Genomic DNA, 18,432 nt, shown 5'->3' with positions numbered 1-18,432 from the left:
CCTAAAATGTTGTTAAGAATTTTTTAAATTGTGAAGGTTAAACTCTTCTTAGCATTAATAAGAAATAAGTTCCACCAACTAATGTGGCGACTAAGCCTGCCGGAATTTCATACGGAAACAATAGCTGTCTGCCGAGCCAGTCAGCAAGTGACATGATCAATCCGCCCAAACAAGCTGAGATCAAAATCTGTTGCGGAGCTTTTTTTACCCCTAAAAAGCGTACCATTTGCGGTACAAGTAAACCGATAAAACTTAACGGACCGATAACCAAGGTCGCTAGTGCCGTTAATAACGCACTAAATAAAATTAAACTCCAGCGAACCTGTTTTAAATTTAAACCGAGCGATTGTGCCATCGGCGCTTGTAACGCCAGTAAGGCGAGCCAACGGCTGAAAATCAAACTTGCAAAAAGTAGTGCAAAACTGACCGCTAGCAAGCCGATAGCCATTTCATTAGTAACATTTTGCGTTGATCCGGATGTCCACGTAATCAGCTGATTGGCTCGAGGGTCTCCACTGGCAATCGCTAAACGTTGCAGAGTATCAAATAATGCCGATAAGCCAATACCAGTCAGCAATACTTTTTCCGGCAACATACCGCTGCGCTGATTGATTGCAGTTAATACCAATAATGCAGCACAAGCACCAAGAATCCCTGCCAACCAAAACCATTCGGTTTGTTGCACACCAAACAGAAACAAAGCGGCTAAAACCCCCATTGATGTGCCGGAAGACACCCCCAATAATTCGGGGCTTGCCATCGGGTTTAAAGTCAAACGCTGTAAAATCACACCGGCGACCGACAGTAAAATCCCGACCGCTATTGCTACCATTAAGCGAGGCAAGCGCAATGCAATTAACTCGCTTTGTTGCGTCCATTGCCAGCCGTTGATGCCTTTGCCGACAAATAACGCTAAGCAAATTGTCAAGGCTAAACCGCCGAGTATCAAAATAAGAACAAGCGGTCGAAATTGACGAATTTTTTGCGAATCCGTTTGCTGTAAACGTCCGGTATGCGGCAATGCACTAAACATCAGCCAAAGCAACAACGGCGTACCTAATAATGCGACCACCGCACCGGTCGGTAAATGAATCCCGCTAAAAAAGGCAAATAACTGTAACAGCAAATCCGTATTCGCCAACAATAACGCCCCCAGTACAAAAGCAGTACATAGTTGATGACTAAAACGGCGAATATGCAGTTGGCGAACAATAGTTGCCGAAGCCAAGCCGATAAAACCCAACATACCGACTTTCGCCACCACAACCGCAATTAAAAATGCCGCGATCAATACACCGAGCACTCGCAATTTTGCTACCGGCACACCTAAGCTCTGCGCATTTGCATCATTTAATGCAAAAATGGTGAGCGGACGAATCAATAAACTAATAATCAAGATCGCAGGTATCGCTTGAGCAATCAGCAATAACGAATCCCGCCAACTTTCTTGCACTAAAGAACCGGCGCCCCATTGCGCCAAACCTCGCGATTCTTCCGGATAAAACAGCATCATTAATGCGGAAAACGAACCGAAATAGAGATTTACCACTAAGCCGGCAAGGATCAACAATAAGGGCGACATTGTTTTTCGCATCGCCAAACTCAACACTAAAATCAGGCTGAGTGCCGCACCGATTAATGCGACCGCACTTGAGCCGTATTCCAACCAATCCGGTAAAAAAATCGCGGTTAAAAATAAGGCGAATTGCGCACCGCTACTAATGCCAAGCGTATTATCCGATGCCAACGGATTCGCCATCACTTGCTGTAATAATAAGCTTGCTAAACCTAAAATTCCGCCGGCAAGTAATGCCATCACAATACGCGGTAAGCTATAACTTTGAATCAGCAATAGTTCCAGATTTTCACTCGGCAAAAAGAGCGAAACCAACCCGCTTCCGTCCGGCAGTTGTAGCATTAATACGGTCAGCAACAGTCCGAAAAATAGCACGGCTAATCCGCTGAATAAGAATTTGCTCGCTTTTACCATTGTTCGCCTCCGTGCAATAATCCGTTAGCAAACATTTCGGCAAAGCGTTGGGCGGAAGGAATACCACCGAATGTCCACACCGCCGGTAAAATTAACGGATCTTTCGCCATGGCTAAATATTGCCATAAGGTGTTGTAACGCAAGGCGGAACCGATATTCGCCGGATACGGTTTTACCACTACTAAACGGCTATTCGGCGCAAGTTTAGCTAACTGAGTAACATCAATCGTCTCAAAGCCCCACGCATTTTGCGAACCGCCCCATGCATTGTGAAAGCCGAGTTGTGATAACACCGCACCAAATGGGCTGTTTGCGGCATAAATGCGTAAATGGCGTGTATCAATAAACTGTACCAAGGCAATCGGGCGCTCCAAATAAGGCTGAACAAGCGGTCGAATTTCATCCATTTTTTGCCAATAGTTGGTCATGAGCTGCTCAAATTCCGTTTGTTTATCAGCAATAAACGCTACTTTACGGCTGGCATTCACAATATTTTGCCAAGCATCGCCTTCCGTATAAAAATCGACTAATGTCACAGTAGAAAACGGCTCGAGCGTTGTGGTGGCTTGGGCGTAAAAACTGCTATTAATAAAATGCAAATCGTGATCGCCCTGTTTTAAGGCAAGAATCTGTTCCGGATTCGGCTGCATTCGCACGCCGAGATCTAAAGTATCATGCGGTAACGCCGGTTCACCGACCCACTGCTGATAACTTTTTACATCACCGACCGCCACCGGCTTCTCACCTAAAGCGATTAACGTTTCGGCAACCGTCCAATCCAAGGTCGCAAAAGATTTTGCCTTCACCCCGCAAGACATTGCAAAAAAAAGCCCAAAAATGACCGCTAATGTTTTAACCACGGAGAAATACGGAAGCTCACGAAAAATACAACATATACTTTCCGTGTTTTTCTGTGTGTTCCGAGGTAAAAAAATAAGTCGTTTCATCAATAAAAACTCACCGGTCGTTTGGTTTCAGGATGTTCGATCACATTCAGATCAATACCGTAAATTTGTTTTAATTTCGGGCTGTTTACAATCTCAAACGCATCACCCTGCGCTAATAATTTGCCGCTATGCAATGCCACCAGCTGATCACAATAACGTGCCGCCAAATTAATATCGTGAATCACAATAATCACACCTAAATTCAGCTCGTGCGCCAATTTTTTGACCAATTCCATCACTTCTACTTGATGAGCGATATCCAAGGCGGCAAGCGGTTCGTCCAACAGCAAAAATTTGCTTTGTTGCGCCAATAACATTGCCAGCCAAATGCGAGAACGCTCACCGCCGGAAAGCGTATCCACCAACTGATCGGCAAACCGTTCGGTATGGGTTAAGGCTAAGGCTCGTTCGATAGCTTCATGATCTTTTTGTTTATTGGAACCGAATAAACCGTTCCACGCATAACGCCCCATGGCGATAAGCTCTCTGGCGGTCAGATTGGTAGCTTGCGGAAGATGTTGCGGAAGATAAGCGACTTGTTTGGCAAATTCTCGTGATGACCATTGGTTAAGTTCTTTCTGATTAAATAGAATTTTACCTGCCGATACTTGTTCTTGTTTTGCCAATAATTTAATGAATGTAGATTTACCCGAGCCATTGTGTCCGATTAAACCGTACACCTTACCCTGCTCGAATTGCAAAGAAATCGAATGGAGTAAAGTTCGGCTAGGAATAGTAAAAGTCGCATTTTCAATTAAAAACACAATAGCTCCGAATAAATAAAAGGAAGCTATTCTAATTAAAAATTATTAGCATTTAAATAAGTTTCTCCGGTTCTTTTTGACTTTTTTCAAGATCTCGCCATTTTCAGCTCACAAGCGGGCAAATTTATAAAAAATTTTACAATTTTAACATCAAGTTATAGCAACTCATTTAAGTTATCTATATAATCCTGCGCTTTTGCAATATACACATTTTTTATTCAATTACGACTCGAGGTTTTCAATGTCAAATCATAACGCTTTAACAGCTAATCCGGGCCCGCTAGGTTTATGCGGTTTTGCCCTAACCACTTGGTTACTTAGCTTAATCAATAACGGCACCTTCGGTGGCGAAAACGTTGGCTTAGTGCTTGCGATGGGCTTTGCTTTCGGCGGTACGGCACAAATGATTGCTGGTATGTTTGAATTTTCAAAAGGTAATACGTTCGGTTTTACCGCATTTACCAGCTACGGCGCATTTTGGTGGTCATTCGCATTATTCAAAGTGTTCTTCGCTGAAGGCGTAACCGCACCGTTTATCGGTTGGTACTTAGTGGCTTGGGGCACGTTCACGTTAATGATGTTTATCGGCACCTTAGCCAAAGCACGCGCATTACAGGCAATCTTCTTGAGCTTGACCGTCACTTTCTACTTATTAGCGGCGGGCGATTTCACCGGCGATCACTCACTGACTCATATCGGCGGTAACTTCGGTTTATTAACCGCATTATTAGCCTTCTACTTAGCGGCGGCGGAAATCATTAATGAGAGCTTCGGTCGTACGATATTACCAATCGGTGCGCCGAAACAATAAAATATGTTTATCTCGATAAGGACGCTACTGCGTCCTTATTTTTTGCCGATTTTTCAGAAAATCAGACCGCTTGTTTTGAGATCTAGCTCACATTTTTCACAATTTATTAACATTTTTGTATAAAAAACGTTGCAAATTCAGAAGTTAGGCATATTATCGAATATATAGACGAGTTTATGTCCTACAATCAATAAGGAGCTATGCAATGAAAGATCTTAACGTTTTCGATAAAAATTACGGCTTATTAATCAATGGCGAATGGACTCAAGGTAGCGGTAACGATTTACTTCCTTCTTATAATCCGGCAAACGGCGAAGTCTTAGCGCATTTTGTCGATGCGACCGATGCGGATGTGGATGCGGCGGTGAAAGCGGCACAAGAAGCATTTAAATCTTGGCGTAAAACGACAGTCGCGGAACGTGCGGCGATTTTAAATAAAATCGCCGACGTGATTGATGAAAACAGTGAATTATTTGCATTGCAGGAAACCTTGGACAACGGTAAACCGATTCGTGAAACCAGAGCGGCGGATATTCCGTTGGCTTCCGATCACTTCCGTTATTTCGCCAGTGCGATTCGTGCCGGCGAAGGCAGCTTAAATCAAATCAATCAAGAAGAACTCTCGCTCGTATTACGTGAGCCGATCGGTGTAGTCGGACAAATTATTCCATGGAACTTCCCGTTCTTAATGGCGGCGTGGAAAATCGCACCGGCATTGGCGGCAGGTTGTACCGTGGTCATTCACCCTTCCAGCACCACTTCGTTAAGCTTATTGTCTTTTGCACAAAAAATTAATCATTTACTCCCGAAAGGCGTATTAAACGTGATTACCGGTAAAGGTTCAAAATCCGGCGAATATATGTTACATCACAAAGGCTTCAATAAATTAGCCTTTACCGGTTCAACTGAAATCGGTCGTCATATTGCGATTTCCGCCGCGGAATTACTCATTCCGGCAACCTTAGAATTAGGCGGTAAATCGGCCAATATTTTCTTTGACGATATGCCGTTCGACAAAGCGTTGGAAGGTGCGCAAAAAGGTATTCTATTCAACCAAGGGCAAGTATGTTGCGCCGGTTCTCGTATCTTCGTACAAGAAGGGATTTACGACAAATTTGTGGCGGCACTCGCCGAAGAATTTAAGAAAGTCAAAGTCGGTTTACCGTGGGAAGACGATACGCAAATGGGTGCGCAGGTCAATGCGGGACAACTTAACACTATCTTAAAATATGTGAAAATCGGTGAAGAAGAAGGTTGTCGTATTATTACCGGCGGTAGAAAAGTGTTAGCCGACAACCTTGCTTGCGGCGAATTCGTCGAGCCGACCTTAATCGAATCGAAAGATAATAACAGTCGTGTCGCACAAGAAGAAATCTTCGGACCGGTGGCAACCGTGATTAAATTCAAAACCGAAGAAGACGTTATTCGTATGGCGAACGATTCGGAATACGGTTTAGGCGGCGGTGTGTGGACTAAAGACATCAACCGCGCGTTACGTGTTTCACAAGCAATCGAAACCGGTCGTGTTTGGGTAAACTGCTATAATATTCTACCGGCGGGCGCACCGTTCGGCGGTTATAAATCTTCCGGTATCGGGCGTGAAACTCATCAAATGATGTTGGATGCTTATACCCAAGTGAAAAATATCTACATTAGTACTCGTGAAGAACGTGAAGGCATGTACTAATTAGTAACCTAATCTCCTTGAGCCAGCGGTCTAATTTTCCTAGTTTTTTGTAAAATTTAGCGGAAATTAGACCGCTTTTTATATCGTTTTCTTATAACGAAACGCCTTTTGTTCTTTACTCTCACCATCAGACAAGGTAATCTCTGCCGAATTATACTTTTTATAATTTTAATCCTACTTGGAGAACCTATGAAATTAGTCAATTTAACTAAAGTGAGCGCGGCCGTATTAGCGGTACTGGCTTTAGCCGCTTGCGATGATAAAAATACGGACGGTAAAACAACAGCTAAACCGGCCGCCGAAAAAACTTTCGTGAACTGCGTCAGCCGTTCGCCGCAATATTTCAGTCCGGCACTAGCAATGGACGGTATTTCGTACAATGCGAGTTCTCAACAAGTTTATAACCGTTTAGTTGAATTTAAACGCGGTTCGACCGAAATTGAACCGGCATTAGCCGAATCTTGGGATGTATCCGAAGACGGCTTAACTTACACTTTCCACTTACGCAAAGGGGTAAAATTCCACTCAAACAAAGAATTTACCCCAAGCCGTGATTTTAATGCGGATGATGTGGTATTTTCATTTAACCGTCAATTAGACCCAAATCATCCTTACCATACGGTATCAAAAGCGACTTATCCGTACTTTAAAGCGATGAAATTCCCGACTTTATTAAAATCGGTAGAGAAAGTGGATGATCATACGGTGAAATTTACCTTAACCAAACGTGATGCAACCTTCGTTTCAAGTTTAGGGATGGATTTCACTTCAATCTATTCTGCGGAATATGCGGATGCGATGTTAAAAGCGGGTAAACCGGAAACCATCGACACCACACCGATTGGTACCGGTCCGTTCGCCTTTACCGGTTACGTATTAGATCAGGCAAGCCGTTATGTGGCGCATAAAGATTATTGGAAAGGTAAAGCCGATTTCGACCGCTTAATTTTTGAAATCATACCGGATGCAACCGCTCGTTATGCAAAATTACAAGCAGGTCAATGCGATTTAATCGACTTCCCGAATGCGACCGATATTGAAAAAATGAAAACCGATCCGAAAGTGCAATTGCTTTCACAACCGGGTTTAAATATCGCTTATGTAGCATTTAACACCGAAAAAGCACCGTTTGATAATGTCAAAGTACGCCAAGCGTTAAATCTTGCGGTCGATAAAAAAGCGATTATTGATGTGGTTTACCAAGGTGCCGGTATTGCGGCGAAAAATCCGTTACCGCCAACTATTTGGGGCTACAACGACAGCTTAGCGGAATCGGAATTTAATATTGAGAAAGCGAAACAACTTTTAGCAGAAGCAGGCTATCCGAACGGTTTCGAAACCGAACTTTGGGTACAGCCGGTGGTGCGCGCATCAAATCCGAACCCACGCCGTATGTCTGAAATCATTCAAGCGGACTGGGCGAAAATCGGTGTGAAAGCGAAATTAGTGACCTATGAGTGGGGCGATTATATTAAACGTACCAAAGCAGGCGAATTAACTGCCGGTACTTACGGTTGGTCAGGCGATAACGGTGATCCGGATAACTTCTTATCGCCGTTATTCGGTTCGGCAAACGTTGGCAACAGTAACTATGCTCGCTTTAACAGCCCTGAGTTAGACGCACTATTAGATAAAGCGCTTGGCTTATCGGATAAAGCGGAACGTACTAAACTCTACGAACAAGCACAAGCATTGTTAAGAGAACAAGCACCGTGGATTAACGTGGCACACTCAATTAACTTTGCACCGACCAGCAAACGTGTACAAGACTACAAACAAAGTCCGTTCGGTTACACTTATCTGTACGGTACAAAATTAGCCGACTAAAAGTCTTTAGTCTAATTCTGTCAAATCAACAAAAATGGTGGGAAATCCCACCATTTTTTATCTCTCTGCCGTCTTACGGCGATAATCTTTCTTTATGCCATGCACCTTCCACAAGGCGATAACAAATACGATCGTGCAAACGACTTGGTCTGCCTTGCCAAAATTCAATACGTTCCGGTAATACGATATAACCGCCCCAATGCGGCGGGCGAGGCACTTGTAACGGGTGTTTTGCCGCAATCAATGCCGCCTTTGCCACCAATTCGCTTTTACCGGATAACACTTGACTCTGATCACTCGCCCAAGCACCGACTCGACTAGTGTAAGGTCGGCCGGCAAAATAGTTGTCGGATTGCTCGGCTGAAATTTTTTCAATCCGCCCTTCAATCCGTACCGAACGTTCCAATTCCGCCCAGAAAAAGGTTAATGCGACATAAGGATTTTGCTCAATTGCTTGCCCTTTACGGCTTTGATAATTGGTAAAAAACACAAAGCCGTTTGGATTCACTTCTTTTAATAACACAATACGGCTGGTCGGTTTGCCGTCAAGAACGGTGGCAACATTCATCGCCGTTGGCTCATTCGCTTTAGCGGTAATCGCTTCCTCTAGCCACTGTTCGAATTGCTGAATCGGGTCTGCATGGCAATTCGCTTGAGACAGTTCTTGTTTACTATAATCTTCTCGAATGTTGTGTAGATCCATTTTCCCTCCTTATATAAGGCAGAAAGCAAAAGCGGTTAAATTTCCGCAAAACCTTGCAAAATTTCAACCGCTTGTGATTACGCAGATGTCGTCGCTTCCGAAGCCGGTTTACGACGTTTACCGATATTTTTGGTGTCTTTATGACGCACTTTTACTTTGGCTTTTGCCGCTTCTTTCTTCGCTTCTTTCTTCGCTTCTTTGCGTTTTTTAATGCGTGCTTTTTCTTTTTTGGTCGTAGTGTTTAACTCACCGTCTTTCGGCGCTTTGGTACGAGGTTCTAAACCTTCGATCACTCTCGGTTTTAATAACTCCTCGGTATAACGCTTGATTTTACCTAAGAGTTTGTAATCATGCGCTTCAACTAACGAAATCGCCGATCCTTTTTTACCGGCACGAGCGGTACGACCGATACGGTGCAAATAGGTATCCGCACTGTACGGTAAGTCGAAGTTAATCACATAATCAACATCATCAATATCAATACCACGTGCGGCAACATCCGTCGCAACTAACACATTCACTACGCCCTCTTTTAAACGAGCAATCGCTTGGTTACGCTGAGTTTGCGCCATATCGCCTTCTAAATAAGTTGAACGTAAGCCACGTTTACGTAACGTATCGCTTAACTCACGCACATCTTCACGACGGCGAACGAATACAATCGCTTTTTCCATTTCCATCGTAGAAATTAAACGAGCAAGCAATTTGGTTTTATGTTCTAAGTTATCCGCATGGTAATACCATTGTTGGATTTTTTTACGCTCACGGCGGCTTGGTTCCGCATCAATTTTTAACGGGTTATCCAAAATACGGTCGGTAAAATCGACTAACAACTCGCCCTCCAACGTTGCTGAGAATAACCACGTGTGTTTACGCCAACGGGTTTCCGCCGCAATTTTTTCCGCATCTTGCCCAAAGCCCATTTGTAACATTCGATCCGCTTCATCAAAGATTAAAATCTCCACCGCACGGCAGTCAAAATTTTCTTCTTTGATATATTGCATTAAACGTCCCGGTGTCGCGACCACGATATCTTGGTTACTGTTAAACACTTCGCCGTGGTTTTGATACGCCACACCGCCGGTAATCGTCGCAATACTAAGTTTGGTAAATTCGGCAAAAGCTTGCGCTTCTTCCGCCACTTGCATCGCAAGTTCACGGGTTGGGGTTAAAATTAAAATGCGTGGTGCGCCCGGTTTACGACGTGGGTAATCTAACAAATGTTGAATCGCCGGCAATAAAAATGCGGCGGTTTTACCTGTGCCGGTTGGTGCCGAGCCAAGTAAATCACGTCCGTCAAGCGCGTGCGGAATAGTTTCCGCTTGTACGGCGGTCGGGCGTTTGTAGCCTTTTTTATTTAGTGCTTTTAACAGTTGAGGGGCTAAATCCAATTCCTCAAAGGTCATTAATGGGGTTTCAGTGGTCATTATATTTAATGTTCCTAATTATTTATAAATACAGTGCCATAACAATGGCATTTTCTCTTTCGCCGCTCGGTGTCGGATAATAATTTTTACGAATAGTGACTTCATTAAAACCGAGTGAGTCATATAATTTTTGTGCGGCGAGATTGGATTCTCGTACTTCCAGCCAAAGCGTTAAGATACCTTGTTCACGCAGTCTTTCAATTAAGGCGGATAATAAGCGTTTGCCGTAGCCTTTTGCTTGAAAATTCGGATCAACCGCAATGTTAAATAAAGTCGCTTCGTCCAATACAGTTTGGCAAATAGCAAAAGCCACGATTTGATCTTGTTCGGTCAGCTTGAGATTTAAGTATTTATCGCCTTGATTATTAAGTAACGTGCCTTTACTCCAAGGTACGAGGTGTGCGGCTTGCTCAATCTCAAACAAGCGGTCAAAATCCGATTCATTAATGATTTCAATCATGATTTTCCTCAAAATGCTGACAAAATGCCGCCATTTGTCGCCAAAGTTGGCGTTTAGTTGTGACATTAGTTAAATCTTTCCACGAGCTATGCTGCCAAGCGGTCTGATTTGCAAATTTTTTTGCAATTTCAACCGCTTGTAATTCTGATTGGATTAGCCAAAAAATAGGATGATGTTCAAAAGCTAAACGCTGGGCTTGTTCCGCATCCAACCATTGATATTGGTTCGGCTGTAACTGCAAGGTGCGTAAAATATCCAAAAACAGACCGCTAGCTTGATGATTCTCTTCACATACCACAACCAGTTTCACCGCGTTATCCAAGCGAATTTGCGCATCGCCCTTTAATACTTGCGGTTTTGTCAGCACCCATTGAGGAATATTCATCTCATTTAATAGCAAATCTCGCCGATTCATCTCATACCTCGCAAAAACAAGTAGGGAATAGTACCAAAAGTCGGTAAAATGCGGAAATGTTTTATGATTACGCTCCGTAATATTCAGAAATAAAAGGATATTTATGCTCTGTCTTGAAAGTGAAGTATTAACCCGTCATTTACCGCTATTTGCCAATAAATCCATTTTACTTTTTGGTGATGTTAGAGATCGATTTGCCGATCAAATAAAAGCGAATGCGAAAAGCGTTGCTGTTTTTAGCAGTTATTTCGATTATGCACGCCAATATGCCGATGTGAGCTTTGGCTTATATTGCGAAATTAAAGCCGAATTAGCAGTTTTTTACTGGACTAAAAACAAACAGGAATGCCAATATCAATTACTGCAATGGCTTTCACAAGTCGATGTCGGGCAAGAAATGTTGATTATCGGTGAAAACCGTGCCGGTGTACGTTCGGTAGAAAAATTACTTGAACCTTACGGCAATATTGCCAAAATTGACTCGGCTCGTCGCTGCGGGTTATATCATTTTGAGTTGCAAAGCGTACCGGACTTTGATGGTAAAAAATTCTGGAAATCTTACCGCTTGCAAGATCTCAATATCTTCGCTTTACCGGCGGTATTCAGCTCGGCGGAGTTAGACGACGGCACACAATTATTACTTTCCACATTTAATAAAGCGGATCGTTTAAAAGGCAAAGTATTGGATCTCGGCTGCGGAGCCGGTGTGATTGGAGCAAGCCTCAAACAGCAATTTGAAAAGATTAAATTAACTATGTCAGATATTCACGCAATGGCGTTGGAATCCTCACGCCATACACTTGCGGAAAATTCACTGGAAGGCACTGTAGTGGCAAGCGATGTCTTTTCGCATATTGAAGAACGTTTTGATTTGATTGTGTCTAATCCGCCGTTTCACGATGGGATTGATACCGCTTATCGCGCGGTGGAAGATTTAATTGCGCAAGCGAAACAGCGTTTAAATCGCGGCGGAGAACTGCTTATTGTGGCGAACGCTTTCTTACCTTATCCGGATTTATTGGACAAAGCTTTCGGCTCGCATCAGGTTATCGCCAAATCGAACAAATTTAAAGTGTATTCGGCAAAAGCATAACCTCTCTTACAAAAAGACGGTCAGAAGCTCCTTTTCAACCGTCTTTTAAAACAACCTGACACTCCTGTTTCTAACGTTTCAATCATTAAAAACCGTCTAAGTGCGGCTAATTCATTACGCTTATCTCCATATTAATATTAAACGACCGGATAACAATCGCTTAATATATACGGGAGGGAATTCTACGCTTACTTAAAATATAATAATAACATTTCTCAAAAAACTGACGGTTGCATATCAATAATTTATAGATAACGTTAATATTACAAGAAGCAAAAAGTAAAGAATTCAAAAACATTATAATAATTTAAATTATCTTTGCAACACTGGTTAGACAAGACAGAAAAGTAATAATATCGATTATAGCGTAAAGATTCACTCAATATATTACAATATATTTGAAGAAATACTCCTTATTATATTGTAGTTAAAACTTAAGCCCTTGCTAATGTCCAAACTTGAATTTCCGTTACTCCCTGTTTTAATAGTTCGCTGCAAATTGCATTTAATGTCGAACCCGTCGTGACTACGTCATCAATAATTGCAACTCGCCGATAAGGAAATATAGGTTGATAATAAAAAGCACCTTTTAAATTATAACGGCGTTGTACGGCGGTTAATTCTCGTTGCGACTTGGTATTATGTATCCGCTTTAAACTTTGCGTATCTATGGGAATATTTAACCATTTCGCTAAATAAGTCGCTAATAATTCCGCTTGATTGAAGCTCCGTTTCCAATATCTCAACCAATAAAGCGGAACGGGAAAAATCACTTCCGGTAAAATCAAACCGTGTTCGCGTTGCGCATTTTTAATGGCTAATAAAAGTAAACGGGCAAGTGCGCGATCCAACCAATATTGTCCTTGAAATTTAAACCGATGGATCCAATCCGTCATCGGTGCGCTATAACGACAAACCCGTACCATACGATGCCATTTAGGCTCGTTCCTCAAACATTCTCCGCAATAACGATGATTATCGACTAACAACGAACCGCAGCAACCGCAATAAGGCGTTATATCTAATTTTTTTAAACAACGACTACAAATACCGTGTTCCGCAATCTGTAATCTTTTATGACATTCGATACAACGAAAATCCCATTTATTCATCTTCTTCTCCTTGATAAAACGCTTTATGTTTTATCAAATTTAATAAAGAAAAATCGAAGAATTTTTGCGATACGGATCGGAAAAAAGTACAATTCCGATTAAATATAAGGAAATAAACTATGAATAAACCTAAACAGCCCATCAAGATTGTATTTTTCGATATCGACGAAACCCTTTATATCAAATCTAAAGCGCATATTCCCGAATCGATTACAAAGGAAGTATTACCCCGTTTAAAACAAAAAGGCATTATTACCGCGATTGCCACCGGACGGAATTTCGGCAGTTTGCCAAAAGCATTAAAACCTTTAATTGACGAACGTTATTTCGAATTATTCGTTACGATCAACGGGCAATATAATTTCTATAAAGATCAGCTAATCAGTCAATATGCTTTAACCGCTTCGCAAGTTGAAAGATGTATTGAAAAATTGACCGCTCTCGGTATTGTTTATGCTTTTGTCAGCCAAGATGAAATCTCCGTATCCGAAGATAATACAATCGTGCATGAGGCGCTTAGTCCGATTAAAGCGGATTATATTGTTGATCCCGACTATTATTTAACGCATACCGCCGTGCAACTATTGGCTTTCTATCCCGAATCACGTGATCAAGAAGTTGCAGAAAGCGGTATTTTTGCGGACGAATTAAAAGTTTGTCGCTGGCATCCGACGGGTGTTGATATTCTCAGAAAAGAAAATTCAAAAGCACGCGGTATAGAAGATGCGATTAAATATTTCGGCTTGAGTATTGAAAATACCATGGCGTTCGGCGACGGTTTTAACGATTTGGAGATGTTTGATACCGTCGGGTTCAGCGTAGCAATGGGCAATGCGGAACAAGCGTTAAAAACGCGAGCGAATTATGTGACCAAAAATATCGAACAAGACGGTATTCTTTACGCCCTCGAACAACTTGAAATCATTTAATTTTATTAGGCTATCTAAAAGATAGCTTTTTTATCATATTTTTGTTTTTATAAGAATCATTCTCATATATAATGCACTCATTTTTATTTACATAATTTACTATTAAACTACAAAAATGAAAATGAGATTTAAATTATTTATCACTACGTTCGCCGGCTTAGCCGCATTACCCGTCATTGCGGAAGATCTTCCACAAAAAATTTCCGATCGCTTGGATGATCAACGCGTGCAGACGGAAGTCACTAGACCGCGCAATATTGAGAATCCGATTCGTCATGCTCACGTTTCACAACCGACTAAAGCCGCTAAACAAATATCAATGACGAAAGAGGAATTGATTCAACGACCGGATTTACTGTCCAACGCACTTAATCTTGCCCTCTTACAGGGCAATGCCGAAACCGTCGCTTTCCTATTCCCGCTTTACCGACAAATTCCGATACAATACCAAGACCCCGGTTTTATAAAATGGTCTAAAGCAGTTATTGCTCGCCATCACGGTAATTATAGCGAAGCCATTCGTCATTACCGCGAAATCCTTGCGATGTATTCGGAAGCGACCGCCGCTCGTTTACAGCTCGCCGTTTCGCTTTTTGAAAATAACGAATTGGAAGCGGCGGAAGATCAATTTGAAAAAGTCCGCTCCGATAACGTTCCCGATGAAATTAAGGCGCTTGTCGATAAATATATCGCCGCTATCGCACAGCGAGATAGATGGACGTTTTCCGGCGGCATGACTTATCTCAATGATCCGAATATCAATAATGCACCGAAAGCAGGAACCACCTACGGTAACTGGATTGCGCCGAAATCGGAATCGGCACAAGGAATCGGTTTTAATTTTAATATCGGTAAAAAATGGTCTTGGGGTAACGGTTTTTATAACGAATTGCGCTTGAATACGAGCGGTAAATATTATTGGAATAATAAAAAATATAACGAAGTAAGCGGAAGAGGCAGTTTAGGGTTAGGCTATCAAAACGCTCGCTATGACGTTACTCTTCTACCGTTTATGGAACAAACCTTATATGCAGGCGGTTCTAAAAATAACGAATCGGTTAAACGTTTTTCTAAAGCGAGCGGCGCAACGCTTGAAACCAGCTATTGGCTTTCTCCTCAATGGCAATGGAATACCAACTACGAGTATGCCGAAGTCCGCTATATGGATCGTAAACATCTGAACGGTAATTATCATTTCGTTTCAAGCGGCTTAACTTATCTTGCCAATGCCAAACAGTATTGGTTCGGTAATCTAAATTACAATCGTACCGCGACACGAGATAAAGACAATAGCTATGTACGTCGAGGCATTAGCTTAGGTTGGGGACAAGAATGGGGCTTAGGACTTTCAACCCGCATATCGCTTAGCTATGCGCAAAAAAATTATAAAGCGCCGCTTCCTATTTTCGGCGTGACACAACGTAACAAAGAATACGGCATCAACACCAGTATTTGGCATAGAGCCGTTCACTATTGGGGAATCACACCCCGCTTAACTTATAGCTTCAATAAAGTAAAAAGTAGCCACGTCTTTTACAGCTACGATAAACACCGAGTCTTTATTGAATTTAGCAAACGCTTCTAACCTTATTGCAAATTTCGCTTAAAAACAGACCGCTTGTAGGGGATACAAGCGGTTTATTTTTCTACTTTTTTACTAATAATTTATCTCCGACCGCAGCTAACATCGCACCGATATAACTGAACAAATTCATACTAGGATTCCCAATTATGTTGAGTGAAAAAGTTATGCCTAATACAAATAATACACAAGAAAATCCTAGTAAAAGTCTTTGCTGTATAATTATTCCTATCACTTTTTATCTAATTTCTTTCTTAACTGATTACGATAGAATAATTTATGTCCGACTGCGGAAAGCATTGCGCCGGAAACCACCGTAATCGCTCCGATATAGCTTAATCCGTTAAGATCGGGGGCTTCAAACAAATCCGGTGCAATCGTATGGCTTAATGCGGTAAGCATAATAGTAAGAATCGGAATTTGCGTCATCATTAAACTTACCTTAGAAACCTCCCAGCGGTTTAATGCTTCGGCATAGCAACCGTAAGCAATTACCGTGTTAATGCCACAAAAACCTAGCCAGCCCCAAGTCGTGAGATTCAATTTAGCGAGTTCCCCCATATGCGCAAAAGGCGTAAAAACTAAGGTACAACCGAAATAAATCAGTAACAGAATTTGTTGTGAGCTAAAATGTGCCAACATTATTTTTTGCGACAAACTATAACCGATCCAAATCAGACTTGCAGAAATACCGAGTAATACGCCGAATGCATAGCTGTTCATTGCGATTAAGTCGGCAAAGCGGTTATTAAAGAACATAACTAACCCGACTATGACGAGTACAAAGCCGATTTTTTGATGAATACCGATTGTTTCTTTAAACAAGACGACACCGAGTATGATCATCACGAACGAAGAAAGCGGGCTAAGAATTTGGCTGTTTGCCGCCGGAATATAATTTAAAGCAAGATTAAATAAAAAGAAGTTACAAGACAATCCAATAACTCCGATTAACCATAGTCTGTGATATTGTCGGAAGAAAGCGGTTAAATTAGGTAATTTTTTTGCAAAAGCTAGTATGGCGAAAACGCCGAGCGTTGCGACTAAGAATCTGAACCAGACAATTGTTTGAGAATCGAGTGATTTTAGTACTTGTTTAATCGCAAGCGGTAGCATTCCCCACATAAAAATGGCTATCAAAGAAAATAAGAAGCCGAGTAAGGGTTGTTGTTTCATGGATTTTTGATAAGGTTGGAAAAAAGGTAAGAAAAAACCCCACATTTGTGGGGTTTTATTTCAAATCTATCGAAATGAATTACTCAGCAACGATGCTTACGTATTTGCGATTTTTCTCGCCTTTCACTTCAAATTTAACTTTACCGTCAGCAGTTGCGAATAAAGTGTGGTCTTTACCCATACCAACGTTGTTACCAGCGTGGAATTTAGTACCGCGCTGACGAACGATGATGCTACCTGCTAATACAGATTCGCCACCGAAACGTTTAACACCAAGGCGTTTAGCTTCAGAATCACGACCGTTACGAGTTGAACCACCAGCTTTTTTAGTTGCCATCTACTTGATCTCCTCTGAAATTATGCTTGAATCCCAGTGATTTTCACTTCTGTGAACCACTGACGATGACCTTGTTGTTTACGGCTGTGTTTACGACGACGGAACTTAACGATTTTAACTTTATCGCCACGACCTTGCGCTACAACTTCAGCCACTACTTTTGCGCCAGCAACTACTGGTGCACCAATTTTAACATCTTCACCGTTAACGACCATTAACACTGAGTCAAATTCAACTTTCTCACCAGTTGCGATTTCAAGTTTCTCTAAACGAACTACTTGACCTTCGCTCACTCGGTGTTGTTTGCCGCCACTTTGGAAAACTGCGTACATATTTACTCCGCTAATTTGTGCCAATCGCTTCTGCTTAGGCACTCTTAAATTCATATAAAATAGGTGGTCAATTCTACGCAAAAACTATGCAAAGAGCAAGAACGATTTTCAGAAAAATTAAAAAATTTCTAGCTTCTTTTCTCTTTCTCTCGATTTTCGGCTAGAAACGCCAAAATAAACAGGAAGTTATTTTAGCTTCACGCCGTGTCGGCAATCGTAGAGATATGTTTTACGTTTTAACGAGCCGCCACCCTCTCGCTTTTTAGATGTTTTCATTATAACAAAAAAGCGGTCGAATTCTGCAAGAATTTTGCAAAAACCGACCGCTTAACGTTTTTATCGACCGAAAGCCTTATTTGTTAGCATTTTCACGTTTATTATCTAGTGCGAAAGCACCTGCACCGACAAAGACTAATAAGAAGAATACTACAGAGTATAACAGTGCCAACTCGCCTTGGTTTACTAAAGGCAGAGCGATATTTTCAGCCGTAGCGTGCATAAAGAAATAAGCGTATGCCATCATGCCTGAAAGTAAAAACGCGACCGGACGGGTAAATAAGCCTAAAAGTAATAAAATACCGCCGCCGATTTCTAAGATACCGCCGATACCGTACATTGACATTAACGGTACGGAACCGTTGCCGCCGGTCATCGATACCGGAAATTCAAAGAATTTCGCCGTGCCGTGTAATAAAAACATATAAGCCGCTACGATACGTAACAATGCTAATGCGTATGGAGTAAATTTTGCTAAGTTTGAGTTCATTTTGCTTTCCTTAATAAAGTTTGAATTAATGAATGTTTCGAGGGTTTTATTTTATAAAAATCATTTTTTGAAAT

General features: G+C 41.8%; 18 protein-coding genes. 6 read left to right on the top strand and 12 right to left on the bottom strand.

Annotation, left to right across the window (positions count from 1 at the left end):
• Positions 1 to 37: 37 nt before the first annotated feature.
• From fhuB to DRF63_RS10945, 3 genes are read right to left on the bottom strand one after another with little or no spacing between them, the layout of a single operon-like run.
• Positions 38 to 1,990 (bottom strand): Fe(3+)-hydroxamate ABC transporter permease FhuB, encoded by a 1,953-nt coding sequence (fhuB, locus tag DRF63_RS10955; RefSeq protein ID WP_005599847.1) that lies wholly within the window; start codon positions 1,988 to 1,990, stop codon positions 38 to 40.
• Positions 1,984 to 2,937, bottom strand: coding sequence for an iron-siderophore ABC transporter substrate-binding protein (locus tag DRF63_RS10950; RefSeq protein ID WP_043991937.1), 954 nt, complete (start codon positions 2,935 to 2,937; stop codon positions 1,984 to 1,986). The genes fhuB and DRF63_RS10950 overlap by 7 nt, the downstream gene beginning before the upstream one ends.
• Positions 2,937 to 3,701: an ABC transporter ATP-binding protein gene (locus tag DRF63_RS10945; RefSeq protein ID WP_005599844.1), complete on the bottom strand. Its 765-nt coding sequence runs from the start codon at positions 3,699 to 3,701 to the stop codon at positions 2,937 to 2,939. Before DRF63_RS10945 ends, DRF63_RS10950 begins: the two co-directional genes overlap by 1 nt.
• 241 nt (positions 3,702 to 3,942) lie before the next feature.
• Here DRF63_RS10945 and DRF63_RS10940 point away from each other — a divergent pair, with 241 nt between their 5' ends.
• The 3 genes from DRF63_RS10940 (at position 3,943) to DRF63_RS10930 (ending at position 8,026) form a co-directional block, all read left to right on the top strand.
• Positions 3,943 to 4,512 (top strand): acetate uptake transporter, encoded by a 570-nt coding sequence (locus DRF63_RS10940; protein WP_005599840.1) that lies wholly within the window; start codon positions 3,943 to 3,945, stop codon positions 4,510 to 4,512.
• Positions 4,513 to 4,717: 205 nt separating this feature from the next.
• Positions 4,718 to 6,199, top strand: a complete 1,482-nt coding sequence (locus tag DRF63_RS10935) for an aldehyde dehydrogenase family protein (protein ID WP_005599838.1) — start codon at positions 4,718 to 4,720, stop codon at positions 6,197 to 6,199.
• Between the two features lie 189 nt (positions 6,200 to 6,388).
• Positions 6,389 to 8,026, top strand: coding sequence for an ABC transporter substrate-binding protein (locus tag DRF63_RS10930; protein ID WP_005599836.1), 1,638 nt, complete (start codon positions 6,389 to 6,391; stop codon positions 8,024 to 8,026).
• 73 nt (positions 8,027 to 8,099) lie between these two features.
• On the opposite strand, the gene pdxH is transcribed toward DRF63_RS10930, so the two are convergent.
• The 4 genes from pdxH to DRF63_RS10910 form a co-directional block, all read right to left on the bottom strand.
• A complete protein-coding gene (pdxH, locus tag DRF63_RS10925) occupies positions 8,100 to 8,729 on the bottom strand; it encodes a pyridoxamine 5'-phosphate oxidase (protein ID WP_005599834.1) in 630 nt (209 codons plus the stop codon).
• A gap of 77 nt (positions 8,730 to 8,806) precedes the next feature.
• On the bottom strand, positions 8,807 to 10,156 hold the full coding sequence (gene srmB / locus DRF63_RS10920; RefSeq protein ID WP_005599832.1) for an ATP-dependent RNA helicase SrmB: 1,350 nt from the start codon (positions 10,154 to 10,156) through the stop codon (positions 8,807 to 8,809).
• 22 nt (positions 10,157 to 10,178) lie between these two features.
• Positions 10,179 to 10,616, bottom strand: a complete 438-nt coding sequence (gene rimI / locus DRF63_RS10915) for a ribosomal protein S18-alanine N-acetyltransferase (protein ID WP_005599830.1) — start codon at positions 10,614 to 10,616, stop codon at positions 10,179 to 10,181.
• Positions 10,609 to 11,031: a DNA polymerase III subunit psi gene (locus tag DRF63_RS10910; RefSeq protein WP_005599828.1), complete on the bottom strand. Its 423-nt coding sequence runs from the start codon at positions 11,029 to 11,031 to the stop codon at positions 10,609 to 10,611. The genes rimI and DRF63_RS10910 overlap by 8 nt, the downstream gene beginning before the upstream one ends.
• Positions 11,032 to 11,134: 103 nt before the next feature.
• On the opposite strand from DRF63_RS10910, the gene rsmC reads away from it, so the two are divergent.
• Positions 11,135 to 12,124, top strand: a complete 990-nt coding sequence (rsmC, locus tag DRF63_RS10905) for a 16S rRNA (guanine(1207)-N(2))-methyltransferase RsmC (RefSeq protein ID WP_005599826.1) — start codon at positions 11,135 to 11,137, stop codon at positions 12,122 to 12,124.
• A 434-nt stretch (positions 12,125 to 12,558) separates the two neighbouring features.
• Here the strand turns inward: rsmC and DRF63_RS10900 are convergent, their stop codons facing one another.
• Positions 12,559 to 13,236, bottom strand: coding sequence for a DNA utilization protein GntX (locus DRF63_RS10900; RefSeq protein ID WP_005599824.1), 678 nt, complete (start codon positions 13,234 to 13,236; stop codon positions 12,559 to 12,561).
• Positions 13,237 to 13,355: 119 nt separating this feature from the next.
• Between DRF63_RS10900 and DRF63_RS10895 the strand changes: the two genes are divergently transcribed.
• Positions 13,356 to 14,165, top strand: a complete 810-nt coding sequence (locus DRF63_RS10895; protein WP_005599822.1) for a Cof-type HAD-IIB family hydrolase — start codon at positions 13,356 to 13,358, stop codon at positions 14,163 to 14,165.
• A 115-nt stretch (positions 14,166 to 14,280) separates the two neighbouring features.
• Positions 14,281 to 15,750: a surface lipoprotein assembly modifier gene (locus DRF63_RS10890; RefSeq protein ID WP_005599820.1), complete on the top strand. Its 1,470-nt coding sequence runs from the start codon at positions 14,281 to 14,283 to the stop codon at positions 15,748 to 15,750.
• A gap of 228 nt (positions 15,751 to 15,978) precedes the next feature.
• On the opposite strand, the gene DRF63_RS10885 is transcribed toward DRF63_RS10890, so the two are convergent.
• The 4 genes from DRF63_RS10885 to DRF63_RS10870 all read right to left on the bottom strand — a co-directional run bounded on the left by DRF63_RS10885 (position 15,979) and on the right by DRF63_RS10870 (position 18,358).
• On the bottom strand, positions 15,979 to 16,968 hold the full coding sequence (locus tag DRF63_RS10885; RefSeq protein ID WP_005599818.1) for a DMT family transporter: 990 nt from the start codon (positions 16,966 to 16,968) through the stop codon (positions 15,979 to 15,981).
• A gap of 34 nt (positions 16,969 to 17,002) precedes the next feature.
• On the bottom strand, positions 17,003 to 17,260 hold the full coding sequence (rpmA, locus tag DRF63_RS10880) for a 50S ribosomal protein L27 (protein WP_005599816.1): 258 nt from the start codon (positions 17,258 to 17,260) through the stop codon (positions 17,003 to 17,005).
• Between the two features lie 20 nt (positions 17,261 to 17,280).
• Positions 17,281 to 17,592 (bottom strand): 50S ribosomal protein L21, encoded by a 312-nt coding sequence (gene rplU / locus DRF63_RS10875; RefSeq protein ID WP_005618624.1) that lies wholly within the window; start codon positions 17,590 to 17,592, stop codon positions 17,281 to 17,283.
• A gap of 352 nt (positions 17,593 to 17,944) precedes the next feature.
• Positions 17,945 to 18,358: a DoxX family protein gene (locus DRF63_RS10870; protein ID WP_005599813.1), complete on the bottom strand. Its 414-nt coding sequence runs from the start codon at positions 18,356 to 18,358 to the stop codon at positions 17,945 to 17,947.
• Positions 18,359 to 18,432 lie beyond the last annotated feature (74 nt).

The organism is Actinobacillus pleuropneumoniae, assembly GCF_003290385.1.
Classification (GTDB): Bacteria; Pseudomonadota; Gammaproteobacteria; order Enterobacterales; family Pasteurellaceae; genus Actinobacillus; species Actinobacillus lignieresii.
The sequence above is the reverse complement of the archived record's forward strand: the minus strand, read 5'-3'. Positions and strand labels throughout refer to the sequence as shown.